Origin of the sequence: Pseudomonas sp. F9001 (genome assembly GCF_013385435.1) — a bacterium.
Classification (GTDB): Bacteria; Pseudomonadota; Gammaproteobacteria; order Pseudomonadales; family Pseudomonadaceae; genus Aquipseudomonas.
The window spans coordinates 314487-328414 of record NZ_JACAPX010000011.1 but is presented as its reverse complement, the minus strand read 5'-3'; the positions used below and the strand labels follow the sequence as shown (position 1 = coordinate 328414).

The following is a 13928-nucleotide window of genomic DNA, read 5'->3' as shown; positions in this document are numbered from 1 at the left end:
ATGGTGCGAGGCTCAACGCCCCGCCGCCACGAACCCGCGCTGCAGATCCTCGATCAACGCCTCCACATCCTCCAGCCCCACATGCAGGCGCACCACCGGGTTCAATCCACGGTCGGCGGCGCTCTGGCGATCCTGTGTATCGGCCAGGGTCACCAGGCTTTCAAAGCCGCCCCAGGATGCGCCCAGGCCAAACAGCTGCAGGCCGTCGATAAACCGTTCGACGTAGCCGGCATCCGCGCGGTCGAGTTCGAAGGACAGCAAACCGTTGCTCCCGCTGAAGTCACGCTTCCACAGCGCGTGGCCAGGATGCTCCGCCAGTGCCGGATGAAACACCCGCCTGACCTGCGGCTGCGCCTGCAACCACTGGGCAATCTTCAACGCCTGGCGCTCGTGCACGTCCAGCCGGGAAGCCAGGGTGCGTGCGCCACGCAGGATCAGGTAGGCATCGTCGGCACTCACTGCATTGCCAAAGGTATCGCTCATTTTCGCCAGGGCCGGCCATGCCGCTTCGGTGGTGCAGACGCTGCCCATCATCACGTCACTGTGGCCGCCAAGGTACTTGGTCAAGGCCATGATCGAGATGTCGGCACCCAGCGCCAGCGGGCGGTACAGGTACGCCGAGCCCCAGGTGTTGTCCACCGCCAACAGAATTCCCCGCGGCTTGCACAGTGCGGCTAGCGCGGGCAGGTCACACAGCTCATACAGCAGCGAACCCGGCACTTCGGCGTAGACCATTTTGGTGTTGGCCTGCAGTTGCGCTTCCAGGCCACTGCCGTCCGGGGCGAAATAGCTGACTTCGATGCCGAATGGCTGGAGGAACTCCCGGGCCAGTTTGCGCACCGGCGAATAGACGGCGTCGGTGATCAACACATGGTCGCCGGGCCGCAGGTAGGCCAGGAACGTCTGCGCCGCGGCGGCGAGCCCGGTGCCATACAGCCGTGTGCGATAGCCACCCTCAAGTTCGGTGACCAGGTCTTCAAGGGCAAAAGCGGTGGGATTGCCGCGTGCGCCGTAACTCAGGACCCGCTCACTGTCGCGTCGGGAGCGCGCGTCACGCATCTGGGCCAGGTTGTCAAACAGCACGGTGCTCAGGCGGGTGATCGGTACGTTCACCGCCCGACCACCATTGCCGCCTTCGGTACGCGCCGCGTGAATCAGCCGGGTACGCACCCGTGACGCGGGCAACAACGGCTTGAGACTGGCGATTTCCGCTTCGCTCATCTGTGCCAACAGGCCAATTTCCCAGGCGAGATATTGGCGGGCAGCGTCCTTGTTGCCGCTGTGGCGGTCGTGGGTGAAGAACAGGAAGTCGATGCACTGGTTGTCCGGAGGCGTTTGCGCATCCTCGATCACCGGCAAACCGGCCGCAACCCACGCGGCATAGCCGCCGTCGAGCAAACGCACATCGCCGCCCAGGCCCAACGCAGCAAAAGCGGCCAGCGCCGGATCATCAGCCAACAGCACCAGTGGACGCCCACCCGCGGTCAACCGCGAACGAATCGACCAGCGCGAACCGACAATCCGGCCCTTGCGATGGATCATGCTCGGGCGCAGGTCCACCAGGTCCACGGTGTCGTCCTTCAGCGCATCGGCCAGCGCCTGCACCGAGATCAGCGGCAGCGCGTCAAAGGGCACGGCCTTCTTGACCTCCAGCGCCAATCCACTGTGGACGCCACCCTCCAGCACATACGCCTCATGCCCCAACTGCCGCAGCCAACTGGCGACAATCGGCGCACGCACACCATCACTGTCCAACAGCACCACCCGCGCCTGACGCACGCCGATGTACAGGTCGGTGGACTGGATCAACTGCCCGCCCGGCGTGTGTTGCGCCCCCGGCAAACTGCCGGCGGCAAATTCTTCAGCGGTACGCACATCGCACAGGAACAGGCTACGGGCCGGGTCCGCCGCCCATTGCCGGACCTGCTCCGCCTTGACACTGACCACCCCTGCCCGCTCCGCCAACCGCCGGGCAGCCTCGCGCTGCCGGCCCAGATCCGTCGAGACCTGGTCGGCATAACGCCGGGTGCTGCCGTGCTCCAGCTTGAAATCCGCCAGGTACCAACCCTGGGTACCGTTTTCCAGGGCATAAACCGGGTTCTTCACCCCGAGGTTGATCAACGTCTGGGCGCCGATAATGCTGCGGGTACGCCCGGCGCAGTTGACCACGATCGGCGTGGTTTCATCCGGCACCAGGTCGTGCACGCGGTAACCCAGCTCACCATTGGGGCAGCAGATCGAACCGGGAATGGTCATCTTGCGGTATTCATCGAACGGCCGACCGTCCAGCACCACCAACGGCTCGCCCGTGGCCTGCCAGTCCGCCAGTTGCTGCGCGGTGACGTGGGGTGTGTGGCTGGCCTCTTCCACCAATTCGCCAAAGGCTTTCGACGGCACATGCACCCCGGCGAACAACTGCAAACCCGCCGCCTGCCAAGCGTTCGCCCCCCCTTCCAGCACATGCACATGGCGGTAGCCCAGCGCTTGCAAACGCAGTGCCGTGCGCGCAGCCACATCGCCGCCGTCCTGGTCGTAGATCACCAGGCGCACCCGGGGATTCGGTGCCAGGCGCTGCACCTCCAGTTCCAGGCGGCTATAGGGCAGGTTCACCCCGTGAAACAGGTGGGCCTCGCCGTATTGACCGTGCTCGCGTACGTCGAACAGGGCGATTTCCTGGCCGTCAAACAGCCATTGTTGCAATTGCCCGGGTGTGATGGTCTGGCTCATGGAAGTCCCGCAAAAAATAGATGGGTTACTGCAAGGCCAGCGAACGCTCGCCGGCGGCCACTTCACGGCCCTTGGCATAGGCCCGCTGGACTGCCGGGCGCGCCTTGATGCGCAGACGCCAGGCCTGGATGTTCGGGTAGTCCGCCAGGTCCTGGCCTTGGCGCAGGGGCTGGATCCACGGGAAGATCGCCATGTCGGCCACCGAGTATTCGCCCGCCACATACGGCACCTCGGCCAGGCGCTGCTCCAGCACCCGATACAGGCGCGTGGCTTCGGCGTTCAGCAGGTCCAGGGCAAAGGGAATCGGTTCCGGGGCCTTCTCCTTGAACAGCTGCAACTGGCTCAGGTACGGGGTGATATGCCCTACCTGCCAGAACAGCCATTCCTGGACCTTCTGGCGCTCGGCGGTACCGGCGGGCGGCAGGAAGCGCCCGGCCTTGTCCGCCAGGTAGTTCAGGATCGCCCCGGACTCGAACAGGCTCAGGGGTGCTTCAAGGCGGTGGTCGACAATCGCCGGAATCCGCCCATTCGCACTGATGCGCTGGAAGCTTTCCTGCTTCTGCGCGCCTTCGCGGATGTTGACCGGAATCAGGCGGTACTCCGCCTCCAGCTCTTCCAGCAGGATGCCGACTTTCAGGCCGTTGCCCGTAGGCCAGTAATACAGATCAATCATAAAAAACCCTGGATGAACGCTGATCCAATTGTGGGAGCGGGCTTGCTCGCGAATGGGGTGTGTCAGCCAATGAATGCGTTTCTGACCCACCGCATTCGCGAGCAAGCCCGCTCCCACAGTTGATGTGTGTTGTGCTCAGGAATAGGCCCGGATTGAAGGCGCCATCTGCGAGGCGTTGTAGTTGAGGATCCGGCCGTCTGCTTCAACGCCATAGCGGCCGTTGAGGGATTCCAGCGGCAAGCCGTACAGGTGAAAATGCAAGGTCGCCTGCTCACCCTCAACGCGAATCCCGTGCAGGTCTTCACCGAGGAACGAGATAGAGGTGCCCGGCTGCACGACGACTTCTTTCTCAAGGGTCAGGGTGGTGAAGCCTTCCTCACGCCCTTCATCGTTGCGGCCATACACATAGTTGATTTCCTGGCCTTCAACGGCGCTGATGATCGCCCAGGTTTCGTGGTTGTGCGGGAGGGTGCTTTTGCCCGGCAGCAACGAGTTCAGGTACAGGGTGGGCGTGTCGCCGTCGTCGTTCAGGCGATAGCGGAACGCGGTACTGCCCTGGCCCGGCACCGGCGCGGGGAATTCGCTGAAGTTGAACAGGTCCCGGCGCTCGGCCAGGGTTTCCAGCAGCCCGACGATTTCCACCAGGGCCGCGCGGTCTACGCCACGCTGGTTGATGACGCGGATCTGCTGCAGGAAGTCTTCGATAACGGCGGCACGGTTTGCGGTACTCATGACGAGGTTCCTCTTGTTAGACGGACAGGGTGTAGCGGCTCAGGTTGGTCAACAGGTACGGATCATTGGCGATCGGCGGCCGACGGCCAGGATCGCCCAAGGCATGGCGCAGGAATTCCTGGGTCCGTTCACTGGTGGGGCGCTGGAAGATCTGCTCGGCGCTGCCGTGCTCGACGATCACGCCGTTTTCGGTGAAATAGACGATGTCGCTGATCTCTTCGGCAAAGCGCATTTCGTGGGTCACCAGCACGCAGGTCATGCCTTCTTCGGTCAGCTCGCGAATCACCGTCAGTACTTCACCGACGGTTTCCGGGTCCAGGGCCGAGGTCACTTCATCGAACAGGATCAGTTCGGGGCGCATCGCCAACGCCCGGGCAATCGCCACCCGCTGCTGCTGGCCGCCGGACAATTGGCCCGGATAGGCATCGGCCTTGTGCTCCATGCGCACCTTGGCCAACAGCGCCCGGGCATCTTTCTCGGCATCGGCACGGTTGCGACCGAGCACCTTGCGCGGGGCGATCACCAGGTTTTCCAGCACGGACAAATGCGGGAACAGGTTGTATTGCTGGAATACAAAACCCACACGCTTGCGCAACTCGATGCGCTGGGCTTCCTGGGTCAGCGTATCGACCCGGGTTTCGCCCACGCGAATGGTGCCGCGCTGGGGCTGCAACAGGCCGGTGATGCAACGCAGGATGGTCGACTTGCCCGAGCCCGACGGGCCGATGATCGACACCGCCTGGCCGCGATGCACGTCGAGGTCGATGCCCTTGAGCACCCGGTTGTCACCGAACGACAGCTGCAAATCCCGCAGGCTGACCAGGGGTTCAATAGAAGGCATAACGGCGCTCCAGGCGTTGGGTCAAACGGGAAATCGGGTAGCAGTAGGCGAAGAACAGGACCAACAGGCTGAGGTAGATCACCACGGTAAAGCCGGTCATGTTCACGGTGTTGCTGGCGATCTGTGCGGTGTCGATCACGTCGTGCACGCCCACCAGCGACGCCAGGGCGGTGCCCATGGTGACCACCGCGTAGAGGTTCATCCACGGCGGCAACATGCGCTTGAAGCACTGGGGCAGGATGATCGAGCTGAATATCTGGCCGCGGGTGAATGCCAGTGAGCGCGCCGCTTCCCATTGGGTGCTGGGGATCGAGCCGATGGCGCCGCGAAAGATCTCCGCCACGTTGGCGCTGGCCGGCAATGCCAGGCCAATCGTCACCTTGACCCAGTCCGGGAACGACACGTAGCTGCTGCCGATATGGATCTCGAACGGGAACACGTAGGTGGTGAAATAGATCAGCACCAGCCACGGTGCATTGCGGAAAACCTGCACCCAGATCCGCGCGGGCAACCGCAGCAGGCGCAGGGGTGACAGGGCCAACGCGCCCACCATCAGGCCCAGCAGCGAACCAAGACCAATCGCCACCAGGCTGATCAGGATGTTCTGGCCGAAACCAGTCACCAACGCCGGCGACCATTGCAGCAACGCCGACAGCACCGGGAATGAATCAATGGCCATAGCCGGGCATCCTCAGGCGCGCTTCCAGCCAGCGCCCCACACAATTGACGGTAAAACTCAGCAAGCCGAAAAAGCTCAGAATCAGAATCATCAGCTCCAGCACGTTGTCGCTCTGGGTCCAGATCATGATCGAGGCGTAGGTGATATCGCCCACAGCGATGGCCGAGGCCACGGCGGTCATTTTCACCAGGTCGATCAGGTTGTTGATCAGCGACGGCAGCGCGAAGCGCAGGGCCAACGGCAACTGCACATTCCACAGCAATTGCCGGCTGCTGAACGCCAGGGAGCTGGCGGCTTCCAGGGTCACGGCGGGCACCGCCTCGATGCCGGCGCGCAGGGCTTCGGCGTGGAACGCGCCCTTGTGCAGCGAAATCACGATCACCACCCAGGCAAACGGCGTCAGCGGGTTGGCGGCGCCGACGGCCTGGGTCAGCAGCATGTTCAACACCAGGAATGCGCAGTACAGCTGCACCAGGGTCGGCGTGTTGCGGGTGACTTCGATAAACACCCGCGCCGGTTTGGCCAGCCACGGATTGCCGGAAGTCAGCAGCGCCGCCAGGCTGATCCCGGCCAGCAGGCTGCCGACGATGGTGAACAGGCACAACAGCACGGTGGTCAGCGCGCCCTGCTCCAGGGTGCCGCGCTGATAGCCATCCAGCAGGAAGCTGTAGTTGAGGCCGATACCGGCGGCCCAGTGCACAAAAAGCTCCAGCCAATGACTCATTCGACGCCCCGCAGCTTGCCGCAGGCGACAGCGATACGGCGGCCGGCCTCGGCCACGCTGTCGGTCGCCGTGGCGATGGACAGGCGAAACCACGGCGACAGGCCGTAGGCACTGCCCGCTACTCCGGCGACGCCCTCCTCCAGCAAGTACGCGACGACATCGCCATCATCGTCCAGGCGCTGACCGTCCGGGCGATAGCGACCAAGCAACCCGGCGCAACGCACGAACACGAAAAAGCCGCCCTGGGGTTCGAGTACTTTCAGGCCCTCGACGGTGCCGAGGGCCATCATCAACAGGTCCCGGCGCAGTTGATAGGCCGCTACCTGCTCGGCCAAAAAGCCCAGCCCGCCGGTGAATGCAGCCAATGCAGCGGCCTGGCCCACGGAGGAAGCACCGGAGGTGGATTGCGACTGAACAACCGCCATTGCATGGGTCAAGGCCTGCGGCCCGGCGCCGAAACCGATGCGCCAGCCGGTCATGGCGTAGGTCTTGGACACGCCGCCCACCAGCAGGCAACGGTCCTGCAAATCCGGCGCGACGTTCAGCAGGCTCTGGGCCGGGCGACCGTCGAAGCGGATGTGCTCGTAGAGTTCATCCAGCAGCACCAGCACCTGGGGATGGCGACGCAGCACCTCGGCCAGCGCCTGTAATTCAGCCTCGCTGTACACGGCACCGCTCGGGTTGCCCGGGCCGTTAAGGATCAGCCAGCGGGTGCGCTGATTGATGTGCTGTTCCAGTTGGGCCGGCAGCAGCTTGCAGCCCTGCTCCAGCCCGCACTCGATAAACACCGGCTCGCCACCGTTGAAGCGCACGCTGTCGGGGAACGACGGCCAGTAAGGCGTCGGCACCAGCACTTGATCGCCGTCGTCGAGGGTTGCGGCGAAGGCGTTGAAGATGATCTGTTTCGCGCCGTTGGCGATCACGATATTCGGCAGCGAATAGTCCAGATGGTTTTCTTCGGCCAGTTTTCGCTGCACGGCCATGCGCAAGGCTTTTACCCCGGGTGTCGGCGTGTACTTGGTGGCGCCCGCAGCAATGGCTGCGCAGGCGGCTTGCTTGATGTGCTCCGGGGTATCGAAATCCGGCTCGCCGGTGGTCAGGTCCAGAATGTCGCGGCCGGCGTCACGCAGTTCCGTGGCGCGGGATTTGGCCGCCGCATTGGCCGACAGCGACACGCGCTGCACCCGCTTGGACAAGCGAACGGTCATGGCTGCACCTCAATGACTTTGCCGGGATTGAGCAGGTTTTTCGGGTCGAGGGCCCGCTTGATGCGGCGCATCAGGTCCAGTTCCACCGGGCTTTTGTAGCGGCCCAGCAGGCCGACCTTGCGCTGGCCAATCCCGTGTTCGGCGCTGATGGAGCCGCCGTGGGCATGGGCGCTGTCGTGTACCAGCAAGCTCAATTCGGCGTAGTTGCGCATGTGCTCGTCGACCGTTGAATCCAGCGGATGGGCCACGTTGTAATGCAGGTTGCCGTCCCCCAGGTGCCCGAACGTGAAGTTGCGAACACCGGGGAAATGCGTCTGCAACAGCGCATCGGTATGGGCGACGAAGGCGACGATTTGCGAAATGGGCACCGAGATATCGTGCTTCATATTGCGTCCGGCACGCTTCTGCGCTTCGCTCATGTTCTCCCGCAGCAGCCATAGCGCTTCGCTTTGCGCCAGGCTTTCGGCGATCAGTGCGTCGGCCAGCAGTGACTGTTCGAAGGCTTCACCGAGGACCGTTTCGAAGGCTTCGCGGGCGTGGCTTTCACCGTGGTTATCCGACAGCTCCAGCAAGGCAAACCAGGGTTGGCTGGCGTTGAAAAACGGTTGCGGGCCCTCTGGAAATTGCTCGCGCAGCAACGCAAGGCAATCGGCGCTGAGCAATTCGAATGCAGTGAGGTTTGCACCAAAACCGGCGCGGGCATGGGACAGGAACGCCACCGCCTGGGCCAACTCGTCAAAGGCCAGCAGCGCTGTCGCCTGGGCCTTGGGCAGCGGGAACAGCTTCAGGGTCGCGGCGGTGATAATCCCGAGGGTACCTTCGCTGCCCACGTACAAATCCCGCAGGTCGTAGCCGGTGTTGTCCTTGCGCAACCCTCGCAGGCCATTCCAGATTTCGCCTTCGGCGGTCACTACTTCCAGGCCCAGGGTCAACTCGCGGGTGTTGCCATAACGCAGCACGGCGGTGCCGCCTGCATTGGTGCCAAGGTTGCCGCCGATGGTGCAACTGCCTTCGGCGCCCAGACTCAATGGAAACAGGCGATCGGCTTCACGGGCCACGTCCTGGATGTTTTGCAGGATGCAGCCGGCTTCGACGGTCAGGGTGTCGTTGTCGGTATCGATCACGCGCACCCGGTTCATGCGGTCGAGCAGCAACAATACCGCGCGGCCGCTGGCATCCGGTGTGGCACCCGCCATCAGGCCGGTGTTGCCGCCCTGGACCACGATGGGCGCTTCCAGGGCGACACACGCACGCACCACGGCGGCCACTTCCTCGGTGTTGGCCGGGTGCACCACGGCGATCACCTGGCCGGTGTAGCGGCCCTGTTTGTCGGTCAGGTACTGGGCGGCGTCTTCGCTGCGCTGCACATGGGCGGCGCCGAGCAGTTGTTGCAGGGTGGCGAATAGCGCTTCACTCATGGCTGTACTGCTCGTGCAGATCACGCAGGGCTTGGGACGGAGCCATGCCGGTACGTTCGCCGAGGGCGATCAACCAACCGCTGCGATGCCATTCGCGCACGATGGCGTCGAGCCTGGCCTGGGTGTCGTGTTCGCCTTTGCGGATCCAGATCACGGATTTGGACGGGATCAAATCCCCCGGCAACGGGATCTCGTAGCCGGACCATTCGGCATCGCCGAGCAGCGCGTGCATGGTCGGGCTGACGTGCACCGCCGCCACGCAGCCATTGCCGCGCAACGACAGCAGGGATTCGGACTGGCTGCGGAACGCCTTGATCTGCGCGCCGTAGATTTCCTGCAACGGCTTGATGAAGTTGCTGCCCTGGGACACGCACACCGGCTTGTCCTTGAGGTCGGCCCACTGGGTGATGCCGGCGCCTTTGCGGATCAACGCCGCGCCGCCGACTTCTTCATAGGGCGTGGGCACGTAGTCGAGAATCTCGGCGCGTTCGTCGGTGTACTGCATGTTGGCGATCAGCACGTCGACCTTGCCCTGTTGCAGGAACTGCACGCGGTTGGGCGCCAGTACCGAAACGGTCCTGGTCTCCACACCCAGCGCCTGGCCCAGGCCCTTGGCCAGTTCGACGTTGTAGCCCAGGTGTTCGCCGGTCTTGGGGTCGATGGTGCCGAACGGCGGACCGCTGAGGATCACGCCGACGCTGATGGCGTGGCGTTGCTGGATCTTGTCGAGGGTGGCGTCGGCGTGGACCAGGCTGGCGCACAGTGCCAGGCCCAAGGCAGTCAGGGTTCTCAATGTCATGTGTCAGGCGCCCTTGAACTGTTTCTGCAACTCCACCAGCGCCGGGGACGCCGGGGTGATGTGGTTGCGGGTCTGGGCTTCGATCAGCCAGCCGCTGCGGTGCAGGTCCTTGACGATCGGGTCGAGTTTGGCCTGGGTGTCGCTCTCGCCACGGCGGGTCCAGATTACCGATGGCGCCGGGTTCAGCTCGGGACTGAGGGTGCGGTAATCCTTCCATTCGGCGCTGTCGTTGATCAGCGGGTTGACCAGGGTGGAGTCATGCACCGCAGCGACGCAGTTGTTGCCGCGCAGGGCCAGCAGGGATTCCGAAGAGCTCTTGAAGGCCTTGATCTGCGCGCCCAGTTCGGTCAGCGGCTTGACGTAGCTGCTGCCCTGGGAGGTGCACACCGGCTGGCCCTTGAGATCTTCCCAGCGGGTGATCTTGCTGTCCTTGAGTACGGCAGCAGTGCCGCCGATCTTGTAGAACGGCGTCGGCACGAACCCGAGGATCTCGCCACGCTCGGCGGTCCATTCCATATTGGCGATCAGCAGGTCGACCTTGCCCTGTTGCAGGAACTGCACACGGTTGGCCGGCAATACCGGCACCAGCTGCACCTCGGCGCCCAACTGACGGCCCAGCTCGTTGGCCAGGTCGACGTTCAAGCCCCTGGGCTTCTGGGTGGTGGGGTCGATGCCGCCAAACGGCCCGCCAGACAGCAGCACGCCGACCACCAGCACATGGCGCTGCTGGATCTTGTCCAGGGTCGCATCGGCCTGAGCCACTGCGCTGCCGCCCAGGGCGATCAACGCGCCCAGGACCACAGGCAACCTTCGTTTTACCGCCGCGCGCACAAACCCCATGGAACTCCCCTCATTAGCGATCGGCGTACCCCGACCTGATGTGGGGGCATGCTAGGGAGAGTGCCGGGCTAACGGAAATTCAAATATCTAATATCGTTATAACTTCCCGTATATGGACGCGCTGACTTTTGGCCATATACTCGAATTCATTAGCCCTCGTAAAAACCCGGCGCGACAAAACATAAACATCTGTAATGTTTATCTTCGCACCCTTGATATAAAAACGCCCTGGAATGGCCATGTCGACCCTCGATCTTGAACTGCTCCGCACCTTTATCGCCGTGGTCGACCACCACAGCTTTGCCGAAGCCGGCACTCACCTGGCACGCACACAATCTTCCGTCACCCAGCATATGCAGCGTCTGGAACAACAAGTGGGCGTCAGCCTGTTTGAAAAACGTGGCCGGCAAAAACAACTGACAGAACCCGGGATGCAGCTGTTGCGGCATGCGCGGCAGATGCTCTCGCTGAATGACGATGCACTCAATTCCCTGCGGGAAAGCAGCCTCAGCGGCGTACTGCGTATCGGCTCGCCCCACGACATCGCCGACACCATCCTGCCGCCGATCCTCAGCCACATCGCCCGCTCGGCACCGCGCCTGCGCCTGGAGATCGACGTCGGGCGCAGCCCGTTCCTGATGGATGACCTGCACCGGGGCAAGGTCGACATGGTGATTTCCACCCGCGCCGATGCCAACCTGGAGGGCTTTGCACTGCGCACCTCGCCGGTGTGGTGGATTTGTTCGGCGCAATACATTCACTCGCCAAGCGAGCCGCTGCCATTGATTCTGGTGGATGAGCCGAGCATTTATCGGCGCTACGCCCTTGAGGCGCTGGAACGGGCGAATATCCCGTGGCGCCAGGCGTACCTGGCATCGAACCTGATCGGCATCAAGGCCGCGACACGCGCAGGGCTGGGCGTGACCCCACGGAGCATGGAGATGCTAGGACCGGATATGCGGGTATTGGGGGAAAACGATGGATTGCCGAGGATGCCGGAGGTCACGTACTACCTGTGGATCCGTCCGAACACGGCGAACCCGATTGCGCGCAAGGCATATGACCTGATCAGGGCCAGCCAGGGGCTGGCGCTGGGGTGACGGTTATTGCTGGGTCAATTGGGTCCATAGCGCGGGTGCGCCGGCAGACTTGGCGATCGCCTCGAGGCGCGCTGCATGCTCGGCCATGTCCTGCTCGCTGGCACGAATGATCGTAGTGGGCTGGCGATCCGCTGGCAGGCGGCGGATTTCCGAAGGACGATTGCCCGAGCCCTCCGCCGAACCATTGCCGTCCGAGGCATTACCGGCCAGGGACAGGCTGGTCTGGCCACCGGTCATGGTGAGGTAGACGTCGGCGAGAATCTCGGAGTCGAGCAACGCGCCGTGGAGTTCACGGCCGGAGTTGTCGACGCCATAGCGTTTGCACAATGCGTCGAGGCTGTTGCGCTGGCCCGGGTGACGCTCACGCGCCATCATCAAGGTGTCGAGGATCGAGCAGTGCCGGGTGATATCAGCCCGGTCGGTCTGCCCCATCAGCGCGAATTCGTTGTTGATGAAGCCAACGTCGAACGCCGCGTTATGGATGATCAGTTGCGCGCCGTTGATGAACTCGAAGAACTCATCCGCCACTTCGGCAAACCGTGGCTTGCCCACCAGGAATTCGTTGGTGATGCCGTGGACGCCGATGGCGCCTTCGTCACTTTCCCGATCCGGTTGCAGGTAGACGTGGAAGTGCCGGCCGGTGAGGCGGCGGCCCATCAGTTCGACACAGCCGATTTCAATGATCCGGTGGCCGTCGGTCACCGGCATGCCGGTGGTTTCGGTATCGAGTACAACAGATCGGATGGCCATCAGGGTTCAGCTCTCAACGGTTTGGTACATTTCAAGGGGCGGGATCTTAACACGTCAGACGGCATCAGCTCTGTTTGTAGCCGCGCACTTCATCCACACCGCGGTTGGCCAGTTGGTCGGCCCGCTCGTTGCCGGGATGGCCGATGTGCCCGCGCACCCATTTCCAGGTGATGTTGTGGCGATTGCATTGCTCATCGAGCAATTGCCACAGGTCGGCGTTTTTCACCGGCTCCTTGGCCGCAGTCTTCCAGCCGCGCTTCTTCCAGTTGACCATCCACTCGTTGATGCCCTTCATCACGTACTGGGAGTCGGTCACCAGCAATACGTCGCAACGGCGCTTGAGCTCTTCCAGGCCACGGATCGCGCCCATCAGCTCCATGCGGTTGTTGGTGGTGTTGGCTTCACCGCCCCACAGCTCCTTCTCCACGCCCTTGCACACCAGCAAGGCGCCCCATCCGCCGGGGCCGGGGTTGCCCTTGCAGGCGCCATCGGTGAAGAGTTCTACGGTATCGGTCATTTCACTGTCCATTAAAGCGGGATCCATCAAAGCGGGTTGCCGATAATCGACCGACAAGTGCCCGAGGTCGAGAGGCTCGACCTGAAATCAAAAAGGTATGTTTACTGTTCGCTCTGCTTGCGATTGACCTTGGCCATCGGCATCGGCACCAGCTTGCCCATCGGCTCGCGACGCACCTGGCGCACCGGGCGCAGGCCAACGACGATCTTGCGCGCCACCAACAGGTAGAAACCCCCGCCGGACAATTGCCAGGCACCGGCCCTGCGTTCCCAGCCGGCCAGCCGGCCTTGCCACTTGGCAGACGCAAGCGGCGGACGATAGCACCCGAAGCGGCGTTTCTCCAGCGCAAAGCCCAGCAGGTTCAACCAGTCGCCGACTCGCGACGGCGAGATGCAGCGCGCCTGGCGCAGCCCGTCATGGGCGAACACATGGCGCAAGCCCCAACTGCTCCAGGGGTTGATGCCAATGATCAGCAAATGGCCACCAGGGCGCACACTGCTGGCCGCTTCGCGCAGCAAACCGTGGGGCGACAGGCAGAAATCCAGGCCATGCTGCATCACCACCACATCGGCCGCATGCTCGCTCAACGGCCAGGCCTGCTCCTCGCAGACGATTTCAACCCCCGGCAGCGGCGCCCCCAGGCGCACATTGCGTTGCACCTGGGGTGCCGACGGCGGGGTTTGTGCCGACGGCCCGTAATGCACCAGGTAACCACCAAAGAACCGACCCAGCTCGTCTTCGAGCATGCGCCGTTCTTCATCCAGTAAAAATTGCCCGACAGGCCCGGACAGCCATTCACGGGCGGCACTGATCAGTGCCAGCCACTCGGGATCGGCCTGGGCGAACGCTTTATCAGTCATTGCATTCTCCAACGCGCCAAGAAGCTCTAAGATGCACCAATGTGTTCAGCTTGGCGAATC

At 63.2% G+C, this 13928-nt stretch carries 14 protein-coding genes; 1 reads left to right on the top strand and 13 read right to left on the bottom strand.

Annotated features, from left to right (window positions below):
• Positions 1–12: 12 nt before the first annotated feature.
• The 10 genes from metC to HX818_RS10270 form a co-directional block, all read right to left on the bottom strand.
• Positions 13–2727: a cystathionine beta-lyase gene (gene metC, locus HX818_RS10315; RefSeq protein ID WP_177019993.1), complete on the bottom strand. Its 2715-nt coding sequence runs from the start codon at positions 2725–2727 to the stop codon at positions 13–15.
• A 25-nt stretch (positions 2728–2752) separates the two neighbouring features.
• Positions 2753–3400 (bottom strand): glutathione S-transferase family protein, encoded by a 648-nt coding sequence (locus HX818_RS10310; RefSeq protein ID WP_032899376.1) that lies wholly within the window; start codon positions 3398–3400, stop codon positions 2753–2755.
• 135 nt (positions 3401–3535) lie between these two features.
• The gene (locus tag HX818_RS10305; RefSeq protein ID WP_008435185.1) at positions 3536–4132 is read right to left on the bottom strand and encodes a cysteine dioxygenase; all 597 of its coding nucleotides are present in this window, start codon (positions 4130–4132) and stop codon (positions 3536–3538) included.
• A 16-nt stretch (positions 4133–4148) separates the two neighbouring features.
• On the bottom strand, positions 4149–4973 hold the full coding sequence (locus HX818_RS10300; RefSeq protein ID WP_003207489.1) for an amino acid ABC transporter ATP-binding protein: 825 nt from the start codon (positions 4971–4973) through the stop codon (positions 4149–4151).
• Positions 4960–5652, bottom strand: a complete 693-nt coding sequence (locus HX818_RS10295; protein WP_003207487.1) for an amino acid ABC transporter permease — start codon at positions 5650–5652, stop codon at positions 4960–4962. Before HX818_RS10295 ends, HX818_RS10300 begins: the two co-directional genes overlap by 14 nt.
• Complete coding sequence (locus HX818_RS10290) at positions 5642–6376, bottom strand: amino acid ABC transporter permease (protein ID WP_177019992.1); 735 nt, start codon at positions 6374–6376, stop codon at positions 5642–5644. The genes HX818_RS10295 and HX818_RS10290 overlap by 11 nt, the downstream gene beginning before the upstream one ends.
• Positions 6373–7584, bottom strand: coding sequence for an aminotransferase class I/II-fold pyridoxal phosphate-dependent enzyme (locus HX818_RS10285; protein WP_177019991.1), 1212 nt, complete (start codon positions 7582–7584; stop codon positions 6373–6375). The genes HX818_RS10290 and HX818_RS10285 overlap by 4 nt, the downstream gene beginning before the upstream one ends.
• A complete protein-coding gene (locus HX818_RS10280; RefSeq protein WP_177019990.1) occupies positions 7581–9002 on the bottom strand; it encodes an FAD-binding oxidoreductase in 1422 nt (473 codons plus the stop codon). Before HX818_RS10280 ends, HX818_RS10285 begins: the two co-directional genes overlap by 4 nt.
• Entirely contained in the window at positions 8995–9801 is an 807-nt protein-coding gene (locus HX818_RS10275) for a transporter substrate-binding domain-containing protein (RefSeq protein ID WP_177019989.1), read from the bottom strand. The genes HX818_RS10280 and HX818_RS10275 overlap by 8 nt, the downstream gene beginning before the upstream one ends.
• A 3-nt stretch (positions 9802–9804) precedes the next feature.
• Complete coding sequence (locus HX818_RS10270) at positions 9805–10641, bottom strand: transporter substrate-binding domain-containing protein (protein ID WP_177019988.1); 837 nt, start codon at positions 10639–10641, stop codon at positions 9805–9807.
• Between the two features lie 239 nt (positions 10642–10880).
• Between HX818_RS10270 and HX818_RS10265 the strand changes: the two genes are divergently transcribed.
• Positions 10881–11741: a LysR substrate-binding domain-containing protein gene (locus HX818_RS10265; protein ID WP_003207477.1), complete on the top strand. Its 861-nt coding sequence runs from the start codon at positions 10881–10883 to the stop codon at positions 11739–11741.
• Positions 11742–11744: 3 nt separating this feature from the next.
• On the opposite strand, the gene dnaQ is transcribed toward HX818_RS10265, so the two are convergent.
• The 3 genes from dnaQ to HX818_RS10250 all read right to left on the bottom strand — a co-directional run bounded on the left by dnaQ (position 11745) and on the right by HX818_RS10250 (position 13868).
• Complete coding sequence (gene dnaQ, locus HX818_RS10260; protein WP_162835175.1) at positions 11745–12485, bottom strand: DNA polymerase III subunit epsilon; 741 nt, start codon at positions 12483–12485, stop codon at positions 11745–11747.
• A gap of 70 nt (positions 12486–12555) precedes the next feature.
• Positions 12556–13008, bottom strand: a complete 453-nt coding sequence (gene rnhA, locus HX818_RS10255; RefSeq protein ID WP_003207474.1) for a ribonuclease HI — start codon at positions 13006–13008, stop codon at positions 12556–12558.
• 101 nt (positions 13009–13109) lie between these two features.
• Entirely contained in the window at positions 13110–13868 is a 759-nt protein-coding gene (locus HX818_RS10250; protein ID WP_003207473.1) for a class I SAM-dependent methyltransferase, read from the bottom strand.
• Positions 13869–13928 lie beyond the last annotated feature (60 nt).